Origin of the sequence: Legionella massiliensis (assembly GCF_000756815.1) — a bacterium.
Taxonomy (GTDB): Bacteria; Pseudomonadota; Gammaproteobacteria; order Legionellales; family Legionellaceae; genus Tatlockia; species Tatlockia massiliensis.
This window is the reverse complement of record NZ_CCVW01000001.1, coordinates 628558-653623: the sequence shown is the minus strand read 5'-3', so window position 1 is coordinate 653623 and position 25066 is coordinate 628558. Positions and strand designations below refer to the sequence as shown.

Here is a 25066-nt window from a genome sequence, read left to right as displayed (position 1 = left end):
ATCCGGGAGCAGTGGCTCCGAATTCCCGGATTTCGCTCCGCTACATCCAGGCTACTATTGCTGATAGGGCACAGCATTAATGCAAATAGAGAAAAAGGTAAGTTGATTCAAGATAAAGCTATAGATTCTTGTTCATTTAACGCACCAACTCCCTGCACGTCGCTCTATTTCTGATAGCCATGATACTCTTCACCAAATAGATAACTAAGGCTTAGTAATACCCCGTTTGATGCATAAGAACTCATATGTAAATTCTGCCCAGCCCAAGTCGCGCGACCATTGCCAGAAGATACCTTTCCTAAATCTTGGTATTCATAAGCCAGGGATAATAAGAATGAATCGGATAATTGATAATCCAAACCAGCTCCTACATTGAAGGCAAACTCATTAGATGCATGATTACTAAAAGCAGGACTTACACGAGGAGTTACATCTGGCAAAGCCCTTTCTTTATAACCATGCGCGTTATTGAAAGCGACCCCGATACCCCCTGTTAGATAAGGTGAGAATCGCGAATAATTGACGATATTCAATTTCGTATTAGCCAATATTACATTGGATTGAAGCTTCCAGTCATAGTTGTAATTGGTAAATTCTGGTAGGGAATACTGCATAATCGTTTGCCCAACGTTTTTTGCAAAGATGTGCTTATATTGCAAACCAAGACTGTAGTTAGGCAGCCATTGCTCATCTCGGCTCCAACGATAGCCCCCTGACACAGCAAGCTGAGTTTGGCCTTTTTGATTGGTTGAGAATCGATCCACATCATTGGGTCTAGGAGAACCAGAACCATTAGAAACCAAAATGTTCCGATCAAAATCATTCCATTGCTCACCGACGCCAATACCAAGGTAACAGCCTGAGCAATGCATAGTTGGCTTCACAAGGAATTTAGAGGGACTGAATCGAGTGGTTTTTATTGTCTCTTTCTGCGCCACCTTTGACGACGGCATAGGCTTTGACGAAAGCATGGGCTGTGATGAAATCTTCGGCTTGGGTTTATAAACAGGAGTAACCCTTCCACTAATTTCATGACTTACCTCTCTAACTTCTGCAGAAGATTGCAGAGGACCAAGCACAACAGCGAAATGATTCTTTCGTGTTTCTATGCTGATTTTGTGATTGGTTTTTGCCTGAATTTTCTCTTTATAGTGATAAGCATTTCGCTTAGATGAGAAATACTCTAGCTGAATATAGTAAGGCCCATGCGCTTTACTATGAAAACTTTGGGCGTTTTTTAAACCGTATATTCGAGTATTAGCCGAAAAAGCCGGTTCCGCAGCTGTTGATATTAAAAGGAGGGCTGCCACTCTAAAGCATAATCGCTTCATTTATTATCCCTATAAAATGTCTAGCAGGAAAATATCCTAGGTATAAAAATATTGCAATACTATGTTTTAAAATTAGTTTTAAAATTATAAATATTTTTAAAACTTGCTATATTCGATTCATTTAAAGTGTTCTATAATCGCCAACACTTTTGCTAATGTTTTTGGATTTTAACTCCCATTAGTCATGGAATAACCGCATAAAAGTAGTGTCCAATTATTCAAGAGAGGCGCAGAATGGTTTTATCAGTTTTGTTGGTTAAGGGATTAGTACTTCTATTGATAACCCACTTTTTTTCTAGTTTAAGACTTCCTTTTATTTATCAAAAAAACCATCAATCCAAGGTTATCTTATTGATAAAAAAGAATAATAAAAACCGTTTTTTACAGCCAATTTCTTAACTATTTTTACAGAAATTAATTTATTTCTTAGTAAGGATTTGTGATCAAATTTAATTGCAGTTTACTTAAGCAGCTTTATCGAGTTGGAGGATGTACATGAATATAGTTCGGATAGGATTAGCTTGGGTTTTGTCATTTTTTTTAATCAATGAAAGTATGGCTTCTTCTGATCCGGTAGCGTGGTCTATTTCGCCTGCAATGGGGATAGCTACCACATCCTTGGGCAAAACATCTTCAGTTACTTACACGTTCACTAACAGGGTTCCTTCAGTTGCAATTCCTTCCATAGCTTATGATTATAGCCCTGGAGTTTTCGAGATTAGCGATAACTGTAGTAACTTGCCCTTAGTACCCTATACAAGTTGCACAGTAACCATTAAATTCATTCCCCAGCAAGTAGGACTATCTAGGATCCAACTTGTTTACGGTGATGTAAGAAATCATAATCGTGTTCCGCTACCCATTCTTTGGGCAACCGCTACGCCCATCGATAAATACACTGTTACACCAATGGCAGACAGCCATGTCACTGTGACATCGAGCGCAGCGCAAATAGTAGACTATAACCATACTCTGTCGTTCACTGTAACACCCGATACTGGCTATACTCTCCAACCCGTCGGAGGCACTTGTCCAGCAGGTAGTTGGGCAGACAATGTCTATACAACTGGGCAAATTACTGGTGACTGCTCAGTTTCTTTTGGGGCCAAAATTAACACATTCATTGTATCATCCAAGAATAATAGCTTTGTCACGGTATCTCCTGGCAGCACAATCGTAGACTATAATCACAGTGCAACTTTCACGGTAACCCCTCAAACTGGTTATACCCTTGATAAGACGCTCATTGGCGGTGACTGTCCAAAGGGCAGCTGGTCAGGTAATGTGTATACAACTGGCCTTGTTCACGCTGCTTGTTCGGTCAGCTTTAATGCAGATCTTAATATCTACAATGTTTCAACCAAGGGTGATGGCAACGAGACTATTTCGACTGGAACTGGGCAACCAGTTTTCTATAATCAGACGCTGTCAATTACCGTCATCGCCAATCCCGGCTTCACCGTCTCACCTACAGTTAACGGCGACTGTCCTGCCGGTCAATGGAATGGCATTATCTATACTACAGGAGCAATTACCCAAACCTGTTCAGTTATCTTTAGCGCCACTCCTCAAACCTCTATACTAGGTGGAACTAAAACTGCACTTAATGCTGGAAAAACAGAGACCCAAAGTTATACAGTCAGCGGTACGGTTATAGGCCTTAATAATGATGAAACACTTATCTTGCAGAATAATGACCAAGATTCTTTATCTGTAATAGGTACGAATGCGAACCCCTCTGCAGCCTTCACTTTTTCTCCTCAAGTTAGTGGTTCCAACTACGATGTTCAGGTAGTAACTCAACCAGCGAACCAAGTCTGTATGGTATTACAAGGTAAAGGTACTCGAACGCTGACAGGGGATGTATCTTTAACTGTAGTCTGCACCTTAAAACTTCCATATATTGAGTCTTTTAGATTTTCAACGACAGTATTTCCTTGGGAAACCCCGCTAGCCTCTTCAGCTAATAGCGTCTGCTTAACCGCCTCGACTCAATCTGCAACATCTAGACAAATTCCTGGTTGTGACAGCAATAGCTGGTATAAGCCCACACCAGATAGTCAAGGCTTTGGTGCCCTGCGATTAACCGATGTAATCATGGATCAAGAAAGGAGTGTAGTATTTAAACCCTTGCTTAACTTGGAACAGGGACTCTCAATTCAATTTACGGCTTATTCCTATGGTGAGGACATAGCTGCTCAAGAGGCAAACGGCTTCTCCTTCTTCTTAGTTGATGGAACAAGTGCTAATGAGCAAGGAGAATTGCAGACTGCCGCACTCCAAAATAGTTTCCTAAGAATTGGCTTCGATGAGCATGAAAGTTCCTCTGCAACAAACGGCTCAACTCCGAGACCTAATAGTATTAATATCCAAGGACCAGCAAGCTTGCTGAATCCCCCAACCTCTTTATCCTGTACTAATCCGTCCTGTACCTCTGAGATAGCGAGGGGGCGTAAGGTGTATAGAGTAGAGATCGCACCTGGTCAATGCTCTGCAGAAGCTAATGCTGTTACAGCATCCAATGCTTGCTTGAACGTCTATGTTAATAGCCAATTGAATAGAGCGCTCGCTTTAAACACAAACGCTAACCTAGATAGTATTCCGAGAGAAGTATTTCTTGGTTACGCTGGAGCCGCGGGTAAAAATATTCAGGAGATATCCGACCTAATTGTAAGTAAATATGGTTCTTTATATACCATACAAGGCACTATTTCAGGCCTTGCCGATGGAGAAACCATTATTTTGCAAAATGAATTTTCAACCACACAAGGCTCGCAGACCGCTACAATTGATGATTACTTACCATTAACTACCGCGAACATCAGGAATGGAACCTTTACCTTCCCTAGCGCGTTAACGAATGGTACTGCATATGATGTGACTATCTTGCAGCAACCTTTGAATCAAACCTGTAACATAATACCAGGAACAGGCTCAGGTGCTGTTACTGGTGCGAATGTGATAAACATCAATATAACTTGTTCTTGATCTTCCTTCAGCTCTGCCAGGTGAAAACTACTGAGGCAGGGCTGGTAACCTAATGTATAAAAGTATCCGTTAAAACATAATAGGTCAGCCCCCACCCCAGTATTGAATTCCCGCGTCTTGGCCGCGGGATCCGGTGTCCACTCTGAGCCCATAGATACCTATGGGTCAAGCCGCGGGAATTGGGGATAGAGTTGTTATTACGTTAAAAAATGATTTTTAGTGCATAGACACTGAATGCCAGCATAATGCTCCCAGCAATCCAGTTAACAAATTTCATCCATCTTTGGCTGATATACTCATCGAGAAAAAAAGTCACAGAACAGGTTAGGGCAAGCCACCACAATGTAGAACTGATAAAAATGCCTGAAACTAAAGCCAGGGCTTGTAAATAATCCATGTTTTTACCACCCAAGCCTAGTACAGAGAATACAGCCATAAAAGAAAGCAGGGTAATAGGACTAGTGAGAGTAAGCAAAACGGTGGAACCAAAAGCGCGCCATATACTTTCCATGGCATCCGTTTTAGTCTTCATTAATTTTGATTCAATCATCAACAGTTTCAAACCAAAATAAACCAGCACCAAACCACCAAGAACACGAATCCAATATTCAAAGGCAAAAAGAAATTTAGTGATTGCACTAATACTAAAGGCAGCGATCAAACCATAGATATTATCGGCAAAAGCAGCCCCCATCCCAGTTGCAAGGCCAACCCAAAATCCATTTTGCAGGGTTCGCTGAATACAAAGAATACCAATAGGGCCAAAGGGTGCAGAGATAGCGAATCCAATCACCAGTCCCTGGATAAAAAGCATTAACATAGAATCTTTTTTTTGCTTGGTTATGATCCCAGTATATACCTTTATCCATAACTGAGATTATACCGCGTCAAGCTCTGCCGTAAATTCTGGCCGAATCTCTTTTAACCGATTAGCTTGATCGACAAAAACAACGGTAGGATTATGGCTAGCGCAATGCTCCTCTGGCAATTGGATAAATGAAGCAATAATAACCAGGTCCCCAGGCGTTACGAGATGAGCGGCAGCGCCATTAATACAAATATTCCTTGACCCAGCCTCGCCTTTAATTGCATAGGTTTCAAAACGGGTACCTGCAGTCACATTCCAGATATTCACTGCTTCATTAGGTAAAATATTAGCCGCCTCAAGCAACTCAGGAGAAATAGTCACGCTACCCTCATAATCCAAATCAGCATGGGTCACAGTGGCGCGATGAATCTTCGATTTCAACATTTTTCTATAGAACATCAGAAAACACCTTAAAATTGATAATTTAAGGCCGGCATCTTAGCTCTACTTGGTCATAAACTCCAGGACACAAAGAAAGTAAACGTTCACGCAATGGCGTCAACATAAGTAAATTGATGCCACATCTCCCCCCTCTCTCTAACTCTCTCCCCAAGGGGAGAGAGGACATATCGTCTTCGAACGTGAGGCTGACGCCATTGCGGGCAAAGCGAATTATATTTCGTGGGGATCACTCAGATCCCGCAGGGAAAAGTCAGATTTGAGTACAGGTTGAACGAAACGGGGGGCTAAAAAAACGGAGCATAGATCACTATGTGAGTATTTTTTAGCCCCCTGTTTCGTTCAAGATGCGCCAAATATGGCTTTTCCCTTTAGAAGTCGTAGATTGCAGCGAGATATTTGTGAAAATTGAGGGTAAAGCCAGGACTGTTTTGATATTTCAACAAAGCCTCATTGATTGGGCTCACCAATGCAGCATTCTTAGGGCTAATTGCAATACCAACGCCGTAACCAAAAATTATGGGTGGTCCAAATACCTTAAGATTCCCTGATGAATTCTGATGCCAATAAACAGCTGTAGAATTATCCAAAAGAGCAAATTGTATATAGCCATTATTTAAAGCCTTAACCAAGGCATCTTCTTGCTTATAGTTAACAATTTGAGAATTCTTTACTCCCCATTGTTTGAGGGGTGCTGTAAATGAGGTGTTGGTTACACCAATATTTCTACCAGCAAATGCTTGTGCATTTAAACTACCATCTTTCGTCGCTCCACGTACCAAAAAACGTAACCTGCTCAAGAAATAAGGTGATGAAAACAAGACTCGATTAGCTCGTTCAGGCGTAATAAAGATCGATCCAACAGCCATATCGACTTGATTGGATTCAATAGCAGGTAATAATCGACTAAAAGGCATGGGAATATATTGGCATCGATAATTTATCGATCTACAAATAGCTTCTATAAGCGCTATATCAAACCCATAAAATTTATTATTTGACTCCTGAATCACAAAAGGCGGCTCATAGGCGGAAACCGCTACCTTTAATATCCTTTCATCAGCGTGAAGCACAGAAGTGAAAGCAAGGAAGCAAATGAAAACTGCGCGATAAAACTTCATTTGGTATAGTCCATTATAAATTAACGTCAGTTCGGGCTAAAAATCGTTTAAAATCGATTTTATGCTTGCGCCCTTAAATGTCAACAAGCTTTAAAGAGTATAGATAAATATTAGTTATTCGTCAGTACGACGATAACCTACTATAAAATAATTAAATTTACTATTTAATATAAATAAAAATGTATTAATTAGGTATTTAATAAAATATTTAGCTCATCTAATTTTCTAATTTAACCCCATCGAAAATTTAAAATTCGTGATAAAATCCACGGCTACTTTATTAACGTCAGTTATTAGCAACAACTCTAAAGTTTAGACAGGACTTATTCTCGATGACCTTTTCAATTGGCCAACGCTGGATCTCTAACACAGAATCTCAATTAGGTTTAGGAATCATTACCGATGTAAGCGGTAGGCATGTTTCTATTAGCTTTCCTGCAGCAGGTGAAGAACGAATCTATGCTGCCGACAATGCACCCTTAACTCGTATTATCTATAAAGAAGAGGATGAGATTTTCACACTCGACCAACAGAAAATAAAAATCACTGAAATCCACGAAAGGCAGGGGCTCTTATTTTATTCAGGCCTGGATGAAAATGATATTCCTGTCACTATTGATGAACTTAGTCTGGACTGTTTTATCAAACTAATTTCACCGCAGCAAAGGCTTCTCAGTGGTCAGTTTGATAAACTCCCTGCCTTTAAACTCAGAATAGACACTCTAAATCAGCTAGCCAAGCAGCAGCAATCTCCAGCTCGAGGATTGTTAGGCTCAAGAACAAATCATCTCCCTCACCAGGTTTATATTGCTCATGAGGTAGCACAACGCTATGCACCCCGTGTATTACTCGCCGATGAAGTAGGGCTGGGTAAAACCATCGAGGCTGGCATGATCCTGCATTATCAATTACAGACAGGGCGAGCGACAAGAGTGCTTATTATTGTGCCAAACTCACTGATTCATCAGTGGCTGGTTGAAATGATCCGCCGCTTTAATTTGTATTTCTCCATTATCGATCAAGGCCGCTATGATCAGCTCGAGGCGATTGAAGACAGCCTTGAAGATGAAGAAATTGAATTCGATAGTGATCCCACAAAAGAAAATCTTTTTGAAACAGAACAGCTAGTTCTCTGTAGTCTGGATTTTCTAATGAGCAATGAAAAAGCCCGCGAGCAAGCCATTGAGGCAGGCTGGGATCTCTTGATCGTTGACGAAGCCCATCATCTACACTGGTCAGAAGAGGGGGCTAGTCCAGAATATCAATTCATTGAAGACTTATCAGCGCAGTCCAAAGGCCTGCTCTTACTCACAGCAACGCCTGAACAAGTAGGCATCCAAAGTCATTTTGCCCGCCTTCGCCTCCTTGACCCTTCACGATTTTATGATTTGTCTGCCTTCAAGAAAGAGGAAGCAGGCTATCAAGCCCTCAACCAACTGGTGCAACAATTAATTGCTTACCGGGAAGAATGGCAAACTGATGAGTTAACAGCAGAATTAAAAACAAAGCTAGCCAATTATCTCCATGAGGATTCAACCAATTCTATCAGTGAAACGATCAGGCAGCTGCTCGACCGCCATGGTACTGGACGGGTACTCTTTCGTAATACACGAGCAGCAATTCAGGGTTTTCCTGAACGACAATTGCAGGCCTATCCCTTAGCCCAACCGCAAATCTATGCTGAGCTCCCATCTGAGCCAGAGGGTATTAACCTCTATCCTGAAACAAGACTTCCAGGCGAAGATTGGCTTAAAATTGACCCGCGGGTGCAATGGCTTAGTAGCAAACTGACAGAACTTCGACCGGCAAAGGTGCTTGTGATTTGTGCAAAAGCTAGTACTGCAATAGCACTTGAGCAACATTTGAAGTTGCAGGAAGGAATCCGCAGTACCTCTTTCCACGAAGGGATGTCTATTGTCGAAAGGGATCGCTCTGCAGCTTATTTTTCCGAGCAGGAAAACGGTGCGCAAACCCTCATCTGTTCAGAAATTGGCAGTGAAGGGCGTAATTTTCAATTTGCCCATCATCTTGTCTTGTTCGATTTACCCCTCAATCCGGATTTGCTGGAACAACGTATAGGCCGCCTGGATCGTATCGGCCAACGCCATAATGTAGAAATCCATGTGCCCTACTTATTAAATAGCGCTCAAGAGAAGCTCTTTCGTTGGTTTAACGAAGGGATTAATTCCTTTGAAAAAAGCTGTTCCGTTGGGTTTTCTATCTATGAGAAGTTTGCCAATCAACTTTTAACACTAATCAATACCCCAGACGAACAGCAATTTAATGCCCTAATTGCTGAAACAAAAAATTATTCTGAGCAAATTCTTCATGCCCTTCAAGAAGGTCGCGATCGTTTATTAGAGCTTAATTCCTGTAATAACGAAGTCGCCGAAGAACTGATTGCCGCCATCGAAACAGCAGAAAATAGCCTCGAACTTGAAAACTATATGACCTCTGTTTTCCAGGAGTACGGTATAGAACATGAGTACCATTCTGATTATGCAGAAATTCTACGCCCCACTGATCATATGAAAACCAGTCATTTTCCAGGGCTAAAGGAAGATGGCGTTACTGTTACCTATTCAAGGGCGAAGGCACTGATCAGAGAAGAGATGGAATTTCTCAGCTGGGAACATCCTATGGTTGCAGATTCAGTAGAAATGATACTTGATTCCGAGCTGGGTAATGTGACAATGGTGACTATTGCAGTTAAAGGCCTCACACCTGGCACCTTATTGCTAGAATCCTTTCATACGATCAACTGTGCGGCCCCCAAACATTTACAGCTTGATCGCTTTCTGCCAACGATCCCCATCAGGATATTAACTGATGTTTCCGGTAAAAACCTGACAAAAATACTGGACTATTCACAGCTAAATGGTCTTTGCACCCCCTTAAAACGTCATAACGGTCCAGCTATTATTAAGCAGGTTCGCCATGAGCTTGATACCATGATTGGGCATAGCAGTCATTTTGCTGACCAGCAAATGTCTGTGATTCTTGAACAGGCAAAGGATCAAATGACCGACAACCTTAGCCAGGAGATTAACCGTCTAGAGGCTCTGCAAAAAATTAATCCCTCCATTCGCAAGGAGGAAATCGCATTTTTTAAAGAGCAAATTAGTGAGAGCGAAAATTACCTTAAGCACGCAACCTTAAAGCTACAGGCACTTAGAGTGGTGATTAACAAATAATGCCAGAAAAAGAAGGAGAAAAATCCGAATCGAAATGGGCGCAAAAAACTCTAACAGGCTTTTTGGCCCTGTCGATTGCGACCTACTCCTTATTGCGTAGAGGAAGCTATCAGATAGCTATGCGCCTTTATCCTAAAACCGGTGGTGGCGGTTTGAATCTTTACAAAAAAAAAGACAATGGGCAGTTAGATCGCCGTTTTGCAATTGACTATCATCCTTTTTGGGATAAAACAACTCAGCAAAAGCACTGGAAATTGCATTACCATCGCGGTAACACCAGCTCTGAGATGAAAAAGCATCGTCCCTATGAAGGGGGATGGTAGTGAAAGCCTTTTTTAACCCTGAGAAACCAATAAAACCGCTCTTTGACAGTCTATTGAAACTTCTTCTTTTGGTCATTCTGCTCTGTGTTTTTGTCCCTCTCTCTCCTAAGATGCCCGCCCCCGGACTAGATCCATCCTGGGCTATGGGCCTTAATCAGGCAGTTGCACAAGGACTTGCCTTTGGCAAAGATATCATTTTCACCCTCGGACCTTATTCCTCTATTTATACCAAGGCCTATCACCCTGCTACTGATTTTATGATGATTGCCGGTAGTTGCTATTTAGCCTTGTCCTATTGGCTCGCAATGATTTTATTGATGACACCCCTGCGCTGGCCTTGGATAGTAGGTGCTTTTATCTTCTTCTCCGGGATGATTTATGCACGAGATTCACTGCTGTTTTCCTACCCTTTATTGGTTGGATTAATCGCTTATAAGTCTTTATTCTTTACTGAGGGCTTAGAAAGGAAATATATTGGACTGTTGTTCGCGCCCTTTGGCTTATTAGCCTTGGTGAAAGGCTCTTTCTTAATTTTATGCCTGTTCACAACCTTACTAAGCTCCGCCTTCTACCTTAGCTATCGTAAGCCCTTATTGGCAGGTCTTTGCCTGATTTCATTTCTAGGTTCAATGCAACTCTTCTGGCTTGCTGCGGGACAAACCTTAGTCGATCTACCTAGCTACCTTTGGCAAACCTTTTCCCTGGCGGCCAGCTTTTCAGAGGCGATGGCTCTTGATGGCAATCCCGCAGAAATCCTTGTTTATATACTCTGTACAGGCTTCCTTTTTGCAATCCTTTTCTGGCAAAAGCAAAGCCCTCTAGCTGCTAAGCTTTTTCTATTCAGCCTCTTTTTTGTATTTTTGTTTATCTCATTTAAAGCCGGTTTTGCCCGTCATTTTGGCCATTCTTTTATACCCGGCACGTCAATTCTATTGGCAGCCCTAGCATTCAGCTTTGTGCATGACAGCAAAAGGTCTCTAGCAATTATTTTTGCTGCTCTTTGTACCTGGAGTTTCATCATTGAGCAACATAGCAGATTCTCACTGCGCAATAATGCGATATCAACCTATGCACCAGCCTGGCACGGCCTAAAAAACCGGTTCAGCGATAAAAACTGGCTAGAGCAAAATTTTGCAGCAACAACAGGCTTTCTCCATAGCCAAACCTCCTTTCCCCAACTAACAGGAACAACAGATATCTACTCTTTTGAACAGGCTTTTTTGCTTTCTTCACCTAATAAATGGTCTCCCCGACCAATATTTCAAAGCTATTCAGTGTTTAACTCGCAATTAGCAGAGAAAAATAGAAATCATTTACTAAGCCCAAACAGCCCCGATAATATTATCTTTCGTATTGAACCGATAGATAATCGAGTACCCGCTCTGGAAGATGGTTCTAGTTGGCCCTTATTAGTAGCGAATTATCGACCCAATGAAGCCGTGCAAGATTTTCTCCTTCTCAAAAAAAGAGAAGCCCCGCCGCTCGCAAGCAAAATAATGACTCCCTTAAGAACTGAGAAGCATCAGCTTGGTGAATCTGTCACTCTGCCATCTCTTAATGAAGCAGTCTTTGTCGAAATTGAAATGAGAGCGACCCTATGGGGTAAGCTGGCCACTATTTTGCTCAAACCCAAGCAACTAGAAATTAGATTTTCACTCAAAGACGGCTCGCAAAGGACGTATCGCCTCATCGCATCTATGGCAAAATCCGGCTTCTTGCTCTCTCCGCTGGTTGAAAACACGGCTGAATTTGCTTTGCTCTATGATCAGGAGACCGAGTTAGATAGCAAAATGGTAAAGTCCTTTAGTATCGATATAAATCAGGAAAGCTGGCCACAGTGGCATAGCAGCTATATTGTGCATTTCAATCGGGTTGAGGCAGCCTTTCCTAGCCCGTCATCCAGAGCGCAGCGAAGGATCTCCTGAATGTGGTGGAGTGCTAATCCCGGAGATCCTTCGCTGCGCTCTGGATGACGAACGTCAGGGGAACAGACCTATTATTAATTAAGGAGTAAACACTTCATGAGAATTGCAGTTGGTAGCGATGAGCATTATCCAGTTAATGATTTTGTTGTTAAAGAATTAGCACGTTTAGGCCATGAGGTGATCTTATTCGGCGCTCTCAAATCAGGTAAAGAGGAGCCCTGGATACAAGCTGCTCAAGAAGCCGCCGAAGCAGTTTTTCATGAGCATTGTGAAGAAGGCATTTTTTTCTGTTGGACAGGCACAGGCACTGCTATTGTTGCCAATAAAATCCCGGGGATAAGAGCCGCTTTGTGTACCGATGCGCAAACTGCTGCTGGCGCCCGCAAATGGAACAAGGCCAACGTCCTTGTCTTATCAAACCGCCTGCTTAGTCAGGATGTGGCTAAAGAAATTCTGGCATCTTGGTTTGGCGAAGTTGATGAAACGCAGGATGATACCGTCGAGACTATTAAGGCTCTTGAAGAGAGTTATCGATAATAGGTCAGCCACCCCGTCAGCAACGAAGGATCTCCGGGATTAGCACTGTGCCTCATTCAGGAGCTCCTTCGCTACGCTCCCAAAGACCTACGTCATGTCGAACGTAGAGAGACATCTCCTGAATGAGGCACAGTGCCAATCCCGGAGATCCCTCACTATGTTCGGGATGACGGAGGGGGTTGGGATGACGGGCTATGCTAAAGTCTGTTTAAGCCATCTTGATAAGTTTCTCAAAAATATGCTTAGGCAAGAGCAGCCAAAAACGGCCAGAGTTTTTCATATGCTCCCCCAAATAGGCAGCTCTCTTGCCGGAGCCCCAATAGATATCACCACGCATTAAGCCGCGAATTGCCCCTCCGGTATCTTGGGCAATAACCAAACGGTGGAATTTTTTCACTTTCTCGCTTTGCTGTAAGGGCTTCTTAGTAGCTAGCCATAAGGGAGAACCTAGTGGAATCCATTTTCTATCAATTGCCAAAGAATAACCTGGCGTCAAAGCCATTCCCTGGGCACCTAAGGCCTTTTTCTCTTTAAGATCCTGGAAAAAAACAAAGGACTTATTCCTATGAAGAATCGATCTGGCGCTTTGTGGATGATTTTTTAGATATCGCTTAACTGCACGTTTGGAGGCATTATCCCTGTTCATGATTCCTTTGTTGATCAGTACCCCGCTCACTGAAGTGTAGGGTGCACCATTTTCGCCTGCATAACCAAGGTATAGCTTCTCACCACCAGGCAGTTGAATAACACCTGCCCCCTCAATTTCCAGAAATAAGCGCTCGACAGGGCTGTTAATCCAGGCAATAACTGAAGCCTTTTTCTTGAGCACACCATTATCAATCTGCTCTCGCGTGTAATAACCACGACGCCCGGAATTCCATTGCAAATCATCAGGCATACTATAGATCGGGGTGTTATATTCCTTTGTCCTGGTTAAACTGCCTTTTAGTTGCGGCATGTAATAACCGGTAAATAAACCGCGAATCGGCTTTCGTTGCGTAAACTCAACAGGGTGGAACCATTTTCTAAAAAAGTCCCTTGCTGCGGTGTCAGAAACGGAATCCATAGCGGCTGCTTCTTTACAAGCAGGCTGCCAATCCTTTGCCTGTAAATTGATATAGCGCGAACCTACTCGATGGGAGGGCGCCTGTTTCAAAAAAATCTTACAGGAGTTTTGAAAGGCCAATAAAGAATTTTTAATGTCAGTTTCATTCCATCCAGGCAGCTCCTCAAAGGGGACCTTCTTTAAAGCCACGCTATTGATAGTAACTTTTTTGGTTTCTTCCTTTGCTTTTTTACTTGCAACCTTAGGCTGAGTGGGCTTCGCAGCCACTAATTTTGCCTTAGGCTTAGGTTGCACTTTGGCCTCAGTTTCAGCGGGAGCCTTAGCACTTGCTGTCTCTGATTTAAATAGAATCACTGGTATTTGGCTCTTAAGAACCAAGGAATCCCAATGAACGCTCGATGTGGGGTAAATGCACCCCATTATTAGGTATATTAGTATTCGTATCATAGCTGGCAAAAATTTTACACGAGATGAAATTTAATACAACCTGTTTTTTTACTGTTAATTTTGCTTTATTAATCAAAGAGAAAGGCCTGTAACTCTTCGTTTTATAGAAAAACTACTGACCAGGCCTAAAATTCAGATGGAAAGATTTTTTTTCAATTTGACCAGATAATCAACTGCTTTAACAGCGGATGGATAGGCTGAAAGACAGGGGTCAGAGCTATCAATTTTAAGTGTCAACTCGTCGAGGGAATTCCCACTAACAATACCATTGCCTACGGCAATACTATTCAGGGCAAAAGAAGTAAAACACTCCTTGATATGCGACATAATATAGTCATAGTGGTCAAGGTTCGTTTTTAATACCAAGCCCAAAGCAATATAACCATCAAAAGGATTTCTCTGTTGATAGGCATTAATGATAAAAGGGATCTCATAAGTACCTGCCGCCGCCACCTCTATCTGATAGTCATGTTCAGACTCTTTAACTAGCCTTTCGCAATAAGCAAGTTGCCTGGCAGATAAGTCTTGATGAACGTTTGCGGAGATAAGTAATAGTTTAGTCATAAACAAATTTTGCCTTGAAACGTATTAAGTAATCCAGCGCGCGCACAGCCTCTTCTACCCGCTCATGATTCTCTACCCGAGCAACCATCGCGTCCATAGTGGGTGCAGAAATAATGCCATTGCCAAGCAAAATGCCATCCAAAGCAAATTTGATAAAGCATTCCTTAACGTGTTCCCAGATAAATTCGTAATGATCGGTACTACCTTTTAGCAGCAAGCTAAGGGGTAGGTAACCAGCATGCGGATTATGGCGATGATAATGCTGGATGACAGAGGGAATTTCATAGGTTCCAGCTTCCACTGTTTCAACAGCATAAGCATAACCAGATTGGTCAAGGAGAGTGAGGCAACTATCTAGCTGCTTTTTAGCCAGCTCTTGATAGTAGTCAGACCAGACGACCAGAATTTTATCTTTTGCCAACATAATAGACCTCAAAATAAAAGGGCTGCTCATTCTAACAGAAGATTGCTAGGTCCCGTAGCACCGTTCAACTCAACTATCACTTACGTTAAAGGATTTTATAACCGTTCATGCTGAGGAAGCCTTTAGGCCGTCTGAAGCATCACACTGTACATGGCTTCGAGACCTGAGGTATCCCCACGAATTTGAAATTCAGATGTATGATTAAAAAAATGTGTATTACTCGCATAAGTTGATCTATTTTTCTGTCATTCCTGCGCAGGCAGGAATCTATCTCCCAAACAGACTGATGGCCTTTGCTTGAGAAATGGATTCCCGCCTACGCGGGAACGACATAAGAAAGAGCACAATGATTTAATAAATAACTATTTTTTGAGTTACAAATTCCTGAGGGTACCTCAGTTCGAGACGGCCTAAAGGCCTCCTCAACCCGAACAGCTTTGATGTAGCGCCCTTAACTTAATGGCAGTGCGCTCAATTATATCCCCTCATAACCGCAAAAAGTACAAACAATGGACTACCTTGTGATATAATGCGCACTTTTATAAAGCTGCCAAGATTTTAGAGTCTAAGAATTTGCTATACACTCTTTGCAAAATCGAGGCACATAGTTGTAATATGCTTGCTGGGGTTTTGCCGCTCTTCGGTATTTTGTGCACTAAGACTCATAAATGAGCTTGTTCTTAAGCGCCAGAGAGCCAGAATTTTGTTTTTTACAAGGATTAATATGTCTACCGAATCATTAAAAAAATTAAAACTTCCTCTTTTTCTGTTAAGTATACTTATTCTTCCAATATTTCTCGGTCAACACATTCCCGTTTCAGTTAAATCTGTTAGCTATGCGATTAGCTTGAGTATGAAGGGCATCTTAGAGTTTTTATTGCCATTCATCATTTTCAGCTTTGTATTCTCCTGTCTTTCAAATTTGCAGAAGGGCGCTCTCTTTTTTGTATTTTTATTAATAACCTGTGTCTTTGTATCTAATTTTACTGCATTGATGTTTGGTTATAGTTCCGGCTATATTGGTCTTAACCTAATGCATTTCAAAGCAGCACCCATTGAAGCTGCTCCCCAATTAATACCCGCTTGGCAATTCCATTTAAAGAAACTGATTTCAAACGACATCGCGCTAATAATTGGTTTTGCAACGGGCATTTTCTTTTCTTTATGGCCAAGCGTCAAAGCAAAGGCTGTCGCCATCAAATTGAACCAACTGGCCAATGGCTTTTTGAAGAAAGTTTTTATTCCCTTCCTGCCTTTATTCATTTTAGGGTTCATTTTTAAGCTTGAATATGAGCATCTCTTACAAACTGCGCTGACCTTATATGGGCCGATTCTCGTTTATATCGTTTTCAGCCAATGGCTCTATATCAGCTTCTGGTACCTCGTAGCTGCTAACTTCAAGTTTAAAAAGTTTCTTTTCTATTTTAAGAATGTCTTACCAGCAAGCTTGGTTGGATTTAGTACTATCTCCAGCGCAGCAGCAATGCCTGTTCTGCTTGTATCGACAGAGAAAAACCTTAACGACCCTGAAAAAGCAAGAATGCTTGTACCCGCTATCATTAATATCCATACGCTGGGTTCCGCAATCGGCATTCCAATTTTAAGTCTGGCAACAATCCTAACCTTTGGATTGCCCCTACCCTCAATTTCGACCTTTGCGATTTTTGCCCTCTACACCGCACTGGCAAAATACGCCGTCGCAGCCGTTCCTGGCGGGGTTATCATTGTTGTTGCCCCAATTTTAGAAGCGCATCTTGGCTTCTCAAGCGACATGGTTGGTTTGATTACAGCTGTTTATTTAATTTGTGATCCCTTTGGTACAACAGCCAATGTTACTGCTAATGGTGCTTTTCCCATTATGTTTACCAAGCTGCATACCAAACTCTCACAGCTTAAATTACCCTCTTTTCTTGGTGCAAAAGACGAGGAAGACGAGCTTTCACAACCGGGTTAACCCTCATCCGCCCTCTGGGCACCATCTCCCCTGAGGGGAGATGGGAGTTAACTCTTAAAAAGAAGGCCCTGTAAAATTTAAACCAGGGCTCCTGGAACTCTGACCAGCCAAAGAACCGGCAAAAAAACCGCTTTGCACGACAGGTAGAACTTCTTTTACCGCTTTCTTTAATCCATCATGAGAAATGAGGCTGCCCTGGCACATTGACAAGGCTAGCTGCCCCTGCTTGTTAAAAATAACGAAGTTCTGCTCATCAGGTAAATTAGCAATAGCTCTTGCAGATAAGGATGAAATCCTTGGGTTTTTAACAATCCCACTATAAATGAAGCGCATTAGCTCATTCTGTTTTTCTGCATAGGGACCAATCCACTCGGCAAATTTTTCCGCACAATAGGATAAAGGTGCTGCACTTCCGGCCAAAACTCTTTCAGGACCATGGGCTCCTGCCTTCATCTCAAAATGTCCCTCCTCATCGACCCGATAAAAACTGTTTTGTTCTTTGCAAACCGGTAATGAAGCCAACATGTATAAACCATCTGGCAAACCTGCAGCCCCTAAATCATCGGTGACAACAACGATTTTCTCAGGCACTGCACTAAAGATTAGAGAAACAAAGGATTGTGAAAGGTGAGCTCCATCAACAATCAGCTCGACCCCGGGAGGACAACGCCCAGGATTTTGTAAAACCCATCGCACCAAAACACTATCGACGGCTTTGGTCGTACAAATATCCGTTTTGCGGCTGCCAGTCTCGCGGCAAGCATTACCCAGATGTGTAAAACCAACTGCCCCAGCTGCAATAGCTTCTGTGATAAGTTCTAAATTATCCGGGTTACAATGGCCTAGGAAAACCTTGACTGAAATCCCTTCCTCCTCCAGTTTTTTGCTGGCTTTGATGAAATCGATTGCTCCAGGAAGCTCTGGAGCCAAGGTTACTTTCCATTCCTTAATTTCTGGGGCAGCCGAGATAATATCTCTAAAGACGTCTATTGAAATTGAATCTTGCAGAACGTTTGGATCATGTGCTCCCTTACAATCTTTAGAAATAAAGGGCCCTTCGAGATGCACCCCTGTAAGCAAGGTTGCCCCTGTTAAGCCTTCCCGTTTGAGATACTCATTGAGCAAACTTAATTTTTCTTTTAGAAGCGGGATTGGTAAAGAAACAAAGGTCGCCATAGCGTAGGAAAGCCCTGTCGCCCCTAAGGCCAGGCAAATTGCTGCAAGATCATCTGGGGAATTAATAGCCGAAAAATCAATGCCACCTTGACCATGAACATGAGCGTCGAGCATGCCCGGCATTAGCGTATAGCAACCATTTGCATCCAGTTGCTCAGGGTCAGCAAGCTCAGCTTCTGCCCATTCAGCCTCGGTTCTAAGTATTTTCCAAGATTGACTAGCGATGATAGCTACATTTCTTAGCTGGGGCTCAGAATTCTCACCCTCATAAACATAAATGTTTTTTATTAACATCTTCCCTCCTAAAAGCTAAGTTTTTGTGCAGGATAAAAATTACAAATCCACTTAACCACTCCGAATTCCCGCGGCTTGCCCCATAGGTATCTACACAAGTGTCTGTAATAAGGTCACGTCCTTCCTTGTTTCAACACTACGTCATCCAGAGCGCAGCGAAGGATCTCCGGGATTAGCACCCTGCCACATTCAGGAGATCCTTCGCTGCGCTCTGGATGACGTGCCTTAGGGAGACACAGGGCTCATCTATTACAGACACTTGTGTAGAGACCTATGGGCTTGACCGCGGGATCCATGTATCTTGCACCACTGCTAGATCCCGAGATCAAGCCGAGAATTCATGCCTTTTCTGGGCTTTGCCCCCCTACAAAGAACTAAAGCTCTTTAAGCAGAGTACGAAAATTTTGTATATAGGGCAAAAAATTTTTACAGACAAGGTAGCTAAATCAATATAAATTGTTAAGCAGAGCTCCTATCAAATCCCAGGGTCAACAGGGCAATGGTAAAAAATATTTTTATTCTTGGTGGCTATGGTAATTTTGGGCGTTATATCAGCAAGGTCTTGGGCAAAAACCCCAAGATTAGGCTTACCCTTGGTGGGCGCCATATCGATAAGGCCGAAGCCCTCATTAATACACTCGAACTAGCTCACCCAGCCCAAGCGCTAAGTTGTGATATCTTCCACGATTTTGCTAAAACACTTGAAGACTTGAATCCCGATATCGTTATTCATACCTCAGGGCCGTTCCAAGGCCAGGGCTATCGCGTAGCGGAGGCCTGCCTGAAACAAGGCTGCCATTACATTGATTTAGCTGATTCACGCGATTTCGTCTATGGAATCAGTCAATTTGATGCTGAAGCAAGAGAAAAGAAGCTGTTCATCTGTAGCGGAGCAAGTTCGTTACCGGCCTTAACTTCCGCCATTATAGATAACTATCTCACGCAATTCGCTGTGCTGGAGAAGATTGACTATGCCATTGGCACAGCACAGCTAACCAATCAAGGTTTAGCAACAACCGCAGGCGTTTTAAGTTATGCAGGAAAACCCTTTAATTGCCTTATTAATGGAAAACAGCAAGCCATCTATGGCTGGCAGGGATTGCGACTGCAAAAATTCTGGCAGCTTGGTTCACGCTTTCTAGGCAATTGCGATGTCCCCGATTTAGCTCTTTTCCCGGAACGCTATCCACAGCTAAAAACCATACAATTTCAGGCAGGTTTAGAGTTAAAACCTTTGCAATTGATACTATTTACCCTGTCTTGGCTGGTACGTCTGCGGCTATTTCTTTCCTTGGATAAATGCGCAGAAACGATGCTTAGAATATCCCGTTGGTTTAATGCGATTGGTCATGATAATACTGGATTTTATATGGATCTTTTCGGCCATGACCTGCAACAGCAGCCGAAACATTTACGCTTTGACATTTATGCGCAACATGGTGATGGTCTTTATATCCCCTGCATTCCAGCAATTTTATTAGCTGAACGTTTATGTGAAGAAAACCTTAGACTAACTGGAGCCTCTGCCTGTGTCGGGCAGATTTCACTTCAGGACTATCTAAATTGTATAAAAAAACTGGAATTGGATATTCGTTGGCAGGACAACCTTTCATTGTATTAATACTATTTTTGGCAGAGAATATTTCGCCATTGCCCCATAAAAATAATGAGAAATAAAATGAGCAAACATGCAGAACTATTTGATCTTCTATGCGAGTTAATTGATGTGCAAATTAAGAAATACGTCAAACTTGCAACTGTAGGAGTAGGTCCAGATGCACGATTAAATGCTGCCTTAGTTTATGAGGAAGTCAATGAGTTACTAGGCTTTGCAGATTTACTTTTACAAGAAATGGAAACTAATTTCGAATCAGAAACAATCAAAAAATTTGCCTACGTCGATGTTTTTGATCAGCTAAAGTTTTATCTGGAGCAAGAGTCGTTTCGTGGTCATGCCGGCTGGTTACTCGATGATAATAAAATTCATGCAACTGTTGATGAGCGAACCACTCAGTTTTTAAAAGAATTAGAGGCGATAGATGAAGAGGAGTCGTTTGATTTTTCAGAAAAATCAGTGCCTAGAACTGAGATACAAAGACAATGCCAGCATGATAGCTATCAAATTGCCCATCGTATTTTAGCCTTGGCCATCGACGTTAGTACTAACCCCGATATGCAATTCGATAAAAAAATACCTGCCCACGCCCAACCTATTCTCAGGAAGCATGCTTCTACACGCTATGTTCAATATGCGGACGAAATTAATAGCTTGCACGACGAATGTGAAGAATTTTTGCAACAATCAACCTTAGCAAACAGCTCTACTGTTTTAGAAAATGGGCAGGCGAGGGATTATCAAAAAGCTCATCTCGAACAATGGAATAATTTACTATACCGCTATCGATGCATTAACACAGACTCGCCTTTGTTTTCTGTTGAGCATCAGTGGCATGATGTAGCTGTTGCTTCACCCTCGCCTGTAGAACAACCTGTAGCTGTTCAGCAGAGCCCTACCATTTTTTCAAATAGGAATTTGGCGCTATTGGGAGGTCTATTTTTTACAGGCACTCTACTCGCTTGCAAATTATTACCCTATTTCACGGCCTCAGAAGAGAATGATCTCTCATTAAAACAGACCTTGTGAAAGGCTTTGTTTGAATAAATAAGTCTGTAGCCTTGATGCAACGAAGCGAAATCCCAGAGTAGTGAATTTAAATGAAACCTTGATGCAGCGCAGCCGTAATCAAGGTTTTCCTTAGATAAGAGGTGGGGGGACGTGACCTATCATGAACTTTCTCCAAGATTTTTACATCCCACCTGAGCTATTACATGCAGACTTACTTAAAGGGTTGACGGATATTCCGGGGCTAACTCACCAGCCAACTGCTTCCATAATTCCATACTGAAATTCGGGCTCTCCTTATCATCCGCCTTCAAGGTATTAAAGGCGATAAACACCATATTCTTCTCAGGTAACACAGCAAAGAAGCCACTATATCCCCCGAACCTGGGATTTTGTATTAGCCAATGATTCACTACGGCAAAGCCCATTGCAAAATAGCGATCTTCGCGATTTTTTCCCTTACCTACCGTATCAGGCGCGCGTAATTTCTGGGTGGATTCTGCTGAAAGTAAATTTCCCTGCATCCAGGCTTCTGCCCAGCGGCCCAGATCATCAATCGTGCTATTTACTGCTCCAGACGCAGCGGTCCAGGATGGGTCCCAAAAGGTTGCATCCTCATAAACTCCTCTATCCTGGCTAAACGAGTGTAGAGTTGGTGAAAGCATTGTTGCTGTGAGATTAAATTCCGTTCCTCTCATTGCCAGAGGTTTAAGGATATAGGAGTGCAATAAACCTTTGAGCGGCTTTTTACCCGCTTGGCTTAGAATAGCGCCAAGAAGAACAAAATCAGTATGGGTATAGTGCTGGTCAGTATCAGGTTTGAATAAGGGTGCCTCCATAAATGCAAAGTCAATTAACTCCTTATCAGTCCATTGTTTAAAGGGTTGGTTAAGGGCTACATCGATGAATTTTTTATTGTAAACAAAATCCGGATACCCACTGGTGCAATTCGCTAGCATTTTAAGATTAACAAGATCGGCATTCGGCAAATCGGGGTACCAACGGCTTATCTTATCGTCAAGTTTTACTACTTTTTGCTCAACCATTTGCATAAGTAAGGTGGTTAGCATCGTTTCGGTAACGCCGCCAATGCGAAAATGCATGTCTTTTGTAGCAGGGACGGCTGTCATTGACTCACCGGTAGCTTGGACACTAACCGGTTCACCATTAATCCATAAACCATAGATCATTGCTTTAACAGGTTTGTCCTTGATAAAGGCCTGGATTTTTGCATCAAGCCAGCTTTGGCTAATCTCTGCATAAGCGGGATTTTGCAAACAAGGTAAAACAGCAAGGAGTGAAACAATTAACATCTTGGACATTTTTTGCATGATTTGTACTTTTCCTTATACGGCAAAAATCCGAATAATATCAATGAATAATTTAAACTGCTATCTCTTAATTGTCGATATAATAACGACTCATTAATTCTAAAGCTTGGTTTAATACAGGCATTCTTGGTGTTGCCTGGTTGATTGGAACTTCTTTTTTATCTGTAATTTGAATATTTCCTGAAACCTCCAATGTTGTTATGCGATCGGGTTCAATAATACCCATGTGGATATAACTACCGACCAAAACAAAAGGCGGTCGCCCCTGTTCAACTAATAAATTCTGACCAATGCTATAGTCCGCCCTATCATTCTTGCAATGGAATAAGCGTTCAAATAAGGTTGGAACCAGATCATAGCCAGAAGTTAAGTAATTAATTTCCATGTTTTCTTTATTTGGCCAATGAATAATAAAGGGCACATGAACCTGTACATCACTGAAGCTGCCAGCATGCCCCCAATAGTTTTGATGATAATCATTGAACTCCTGACCATGATCAGCCGTAATAATTACTATGGAATCATGTAGATAGCCCTGGCTTTCAATTGTTTTAAGAACCCTAGCAATCTCGGAATCAACAAATAGAACAGCATTCAAATAACGATTGAGATATGGAAGGGGATCCGTCTCATTTGTCAGCTCAATACGAGAGCAGTATGAATCTGCTGGCTGAAAAGGGGAGGGGAAGCTTTGTTCACTGCAATAGGCATGAGGCGCATCATAAAATAGATTCAAAAAGAAAGGGTTCTTATGCGCGTTTTCGCTTAAAAATTTTATTGCTTGCCCAGTAATATATCTATCTTTATTACCACTATCGCTCCCCGGCGCCCCCTGAGGGTTGGCATAAGAGCCTTTAACAAAAACCGTTTTATCGAAGGCGGGAATCTGCATTGAGTTGGACCAGAAAATCTGTTGCGAATAGCCATATTCACTTAATAAATCCAGCAAAAGAGGAGCAGTTTTTTGCTTTAATACCGCTGACCAATAATTTCCAGGCAGGGAATAAAACAATGAAAACAGTCCTGGCTGAGTACTATTACCACCGCTCAGATGCTGTTTAAATTGCCAACTCTTCGCTGCAAACTCTGTCAGACTTGGCATATATTCTCTTTTTAAGCTGTCAAAGCGCAAGGCATCAACCACAATAAGAATAATGTTATAGGGCTTCGCCGGTTTCTCACAACGCATCTCATGCAAGGGATAATTTAATTTATGAGTTGAATATTCGGGCAAGGCAAAATAATTTTCACTATATCTTAGGAAAGTAGCCGCACTCGAGGTGGGGATGATTTTCACAAAAAATTGGCTATAAAGTGGAAGGCTTGGAGCTTGCTGACTAAATACATTAATGTGTCGCTCAACTGATAACAACAAAGTCAGATATGAATATAAGGCTCCGGCAAACCAAAATAGTAAAATTGATTTACCAATTTTTAAGCGCTTAGGAAGAATAATTTTTGTCCAGACTAAATAAGCAAGGTAGGACTGCAAGACGATGATAAAGAGTGTTATTCCCGCAAACGAAAACAATTCATAGTTGGAAAAATCAAAAAACTCTAGCGCTTGCCTGTTGAAAATCATAGCCAAAATAGTCGAATTCAAATGAAACCTGAACAATTGGTAAACTTTAGAATCAACAAAAAGCAAAACAACAAGTAGTGTTGCCGTTGCAATACTCAGCCCCCAAATAAAGCGACGTAAGGGAATTAAGCAGCTAATGATTAACAGGGCTAGGGCGGGAATAAATACAAGGAACATCAAGAAGGAAAGATAATTTACAAAGGTAAAAAATAAAACAAAGGCCTTATCTGATACCGAGGAATAGCATCGTACCAAATTACAATAGAGGGTGGCTGACGATAGAATATCGTTAAGATAGACAGCACCGATTATCCAAAATAACAGCGTATTTGCTAAAAAATACCAAATGATAAACCGCTTTAACTCCCAGTTTTTCTTAAGAAATAACAATAAAGAGTTACGTTTTATCATGGGTGAACAACTGGGAAAGTGTATTGAATCAATAGCCCCAATATTCCAGTTTCCAAACTATTTTTCAAGTGACTTTTCAAAACGTAATCTGCCCTCCAAAGACCTACGTCATGTCGAGCGTAGTGAGACATCTCCTGAATGCAGCACAGTGTCAATCCCGGAGCTCTCTCTCTACACTCAGGATGACGAAATGTAGGGGCAATTTAACGCTCGTCACAAACAGTGTAATAACCATGGCGATATGGATTGGAGCGAGCTCTAAATTCATAGTCTCGACAGCGTTGACCATGATCATCGGTATAGCGTCTAACCAACCGAAAAGCCAGATCATTGAAATCCATATCTCGCCGCCATTCTTGCTGTTGGCGCGCCTGATCTTGCGCATCTGCCTTGTGCATGTATTTGCTTAATTTACTGGCATAACCAAGGGAAACGAGACAGAGTGAGGCAAACAGTAGAATGTATAATTTTTTCATTAACAAGGCTCTTTAAAATCCAAAGAGATCAA

General features: G+C 42.0%; 19 protein-coding genes. 8 read left to right on the top strand and 11 right to left on the bottom strand.

The annotated features are described in order from the left end of the window. Positions 1-164: 164 nt before the first annotated feature. On the bottom strand, positions 165-1331 hold the full coding sequence (locus tag BN1094_RS02800; RefSeq protein WP_052403096.1) for an SPOR domain-containing protein: 1167 nt from the start codon (positions 1329-1331) through the stop codon (positions 165-167). 495 nt (positions 1332-1826) lie between these two features. Here BN1094_RS02800 and BN1094_RS02795 point away from each other — a divergent pair, with 495 nt between their 5' ends. Further along, a complete protein-coding gene (locus tag BN1094_RS02795) occupies positions 1827-4319 on the top strand; it encodes a hypothetical protein (protein WP_043872868.1) in 2493 nt (830 codons plus the stop codon). A gap of 202 nt (positions 4320-4521) precedes the next feature. On the opposite strand, the gene BN1094_RS02790 is transcribed toward BN1094_RS02795, so the two are convergent. From BN1094_RS02790 to BN1094_RS02780, 3 genes are all read right to left on the bottom strand, one after another. After that, positions 4522-5139: a LysE family translocator gene (locus tag BN1094_RS02790; RefSeq protein WP_043872867.1), complete on the bottom strand. Its 618-nt coding sequence runs from the start codon at positions 5137-5139 to the stop codon at positions 4522-4524. A gap of 57 nt (positions 5140-5196) precedes the next feature. Continuing rightward, a complete protein-coding gene (gene panD, locus BN1094_RS02785; RefSeq protein WP_043872866.1) occupies positions 5197-5586 on the bottom strand; it encodes an aspartate 1-decarboxylase in 390 nt (129 codons plus the stop codon). A gap of 371 nt (positions 5587-5957) precedes the next feature. After that, positions 5958-6707, bottom strand: a complete 750-nt coding sequence (locus tag BN1094_RS02780; protein WP_043872865.1) for a transporter substrate-binding domain-containing protein — start codon at positions 6705-6707, stop codon at positions 5958-5960. A gap of 332 nt (positions 6708-7039) precedes the next feature. On the opposite strand from BN1094_RS02780, the gene rapA reads away from it, so the two are divergent. The 4 genes from rapA to BN1094_RS02760 all read left to right on the top strand — a co-directional run bounded on the left by rapA (position 7040) and on the right by BN1094_RS02760 (position 12686). Next, on the top strand, positions 7040-9901 hold the full coding sequence (rapA, locus tag BN1094_RS02775; RefSeq protein WP_043872864.1) for an RNA polymerase-associated protein RapA: 2862 nt from the start codon (positions 7040-7042) through the stop codon (positions 9899-9901). Then, on the top strand, positions 9901-10224 hold the full coding sequence (locus tag BN1094_RS02770; protein ID WP_043872863.1) for a hypothetical protein: 324 nt from the start codon (positions 9901-9903) through the stop codon (positions 10222-10224). The genes rapA and BN1094_RS02770 overlap by 1 nt, the downstream gene beginning before the upstream one ends. Then, positions 10224-12149 (top strand): hypothetical protein, encoded by a 1926-nt coding sequence (locus BN1094_RS02765; RefSeq protein ID WP_052403095.1) that lies wholly within the window; start codon positions 10224-10226, stop codon positions 12147-12149. The genes BN1094_RS02770 and BN1094_RS02765 overlap by 1 nt, the downstream gene beginning before the upstream one ends. 96 nt (positions 12150-12245) lie before the next feature. Beyond that, a complete protein-coding gene (locus BN1094_RS02760; RefSeq protein ID WP_043872861.1) occupies positions 12246-12686 on the top strand; it encodes an RpiB/LacA/LacB family sugar-phosphate isomerase in 441 nt (146 codons plus the stop codon). A 208-nt stretch (positions 12687-12894) separates the two neighbouring features. On the opposite strand, the gene mltA is transcribed toward BN1094_RS02760, so the two are convergent. The 3 genes from mltA to BN1094_RS02745 all read right to left on the bottom strand — a co-directional run bounded on the left by mltA (position 12895) and on the right by BN1094_RS02745 (position 15187). Beyond that, entirely contained in the window at positions 12895-14106 is a 1212-nt protein-coding gene (gene mltA / locus BN1094_RS02755; RefSeq protein ID WP_245614136.1) for a murein transglycosylase A, read from the bottom strand. Positions 14107-14331: 225 nt separating this feature from the next. After that, complete coding sequence (locus tag BN1094_RS02750) at positions 14332-14763, bottom strand: 6,7-dimethyl-8-ribityllumazine synthase (protein ID WP_043872860.1); 432 nt, start codon at positions 14761-14763, stop codon at positions 14332-14334. Next, a complete protein-coding gene (locus BN1094_RS02745; RefSeq protein WP_245614135.1) occupies positions 14756-15187 on the bottom strand; it encodes a 6,7-dimethyl-8-ribityllumazine synthase in 432 nt (143 codons plus the stop codon). The genes BN1094_RS02750 and BN1094_RS02745 overlap by 8 nt, the downstream gene beginning before the upstream one ends. Before the next feature lie 724 nt (positions 15188-15911). Between BN1094_RS02745 and BN1094_RS02740 the strand changes: the two genes are divergently transcribed. Beyond that, positions 15912-17141: a cation:dicarboxylate symporter family transporter gene (locus BN1094_RS02740; RefSeq protein ID WP_043872859.1), complete on the top strand. Its 1230-nt coding sequence runs from the start codon at positions 15912-15914 to the stop codon at positions 17139-17141. Between the two features lie 54 nt (positions 17142-17195). Here the strand turns inward: BN1094_RS02740 and BN1094_RS02735 are convergent, their stop codons facing one another. After that, entirely contained in the window at positions 17196-18611 is a 1416-nt protein-coding gene (locus BN1094_RS02735; RefSeq protein WP_099908960.1) for an N-acetylglucosamine-6-phosphate deacetylase, read from the bottom strand. Between the two features lie 499 nt (positions 18612-19110). Here BN1094_RS02735 and BN1094_RS02730 point away from each other — a divergent pair, with 499 nt between their 5' ends. Continuing rightward, a complete protein-coding gene (locus BN1094_RS02730) occupies positions 19111-20232 on the top strand; it encodes a saccharopine dehydrogenase family protein (protein WP_043872858.1) in 1122 nt (373 codons plus the stop codon). 57 nt (positions 20233-20289) lie between these two features. Next, positions 20290-21255, top strand: coding sequence for a hypothetical protein (locus tag BN1094_RS02725; protein ID WP_043872857.1), 966 nt, complete (start codon positions 20290-20292; stop codon positions 21253-21255). Between the two features lie 197 nt (positions 21256-21452). On the opposite strand, the gene BN1094_RS02720 is transcribed toward BN1094_RS02725, so the two are convergent. The 3 genes from BN1094_RS02720 to BN1094_RS02710 form a co-directional block, all read right to left on the bottom strand. Next, positions 21453-22565 carry a serine hydrolase domain-containing protein gene (locus tag BN1094_RS02720; RefSeq protein ID WP_052403094.1) on the bottom strand — a complete coding sequence of 371 codons (1113 nt, stop codon included), beginning with the start codon at positions 22563-22565 and terminating at the stop codon, positions 21453-21455. A 67-nt stretch (positions 22566-22632) separates the two neighbouring features. Beyond that, positions 22633-24558 carry a DUF3413 domain-containing protein gene (locus tag BN1094_RS02715; protein ID WP_043872856.1) on the bottom strand — a complete coding sequence of 642 codons (1926 nt, stop codon included), beginning with the start codon at positions 24556-24558 and terminating at the stop codon, positions 22633-22635. Positions 24559-24761: 203 nt separating this feature from the next. Next, positions 24762-25034 carry a hypothetical protein gene (locus BN1094_RS02710; RefSeq protein WP_043872855.1) on the bottom strand — a complete coding sequence of 91 codons (273 nt, stop codon included), beginning with the start codon at positions 25032-25034 and terminating at the stop codon, positions 24762-24764. Between the last annotated feature and the right edge of the window lie 32 nt (positions 25035-25066).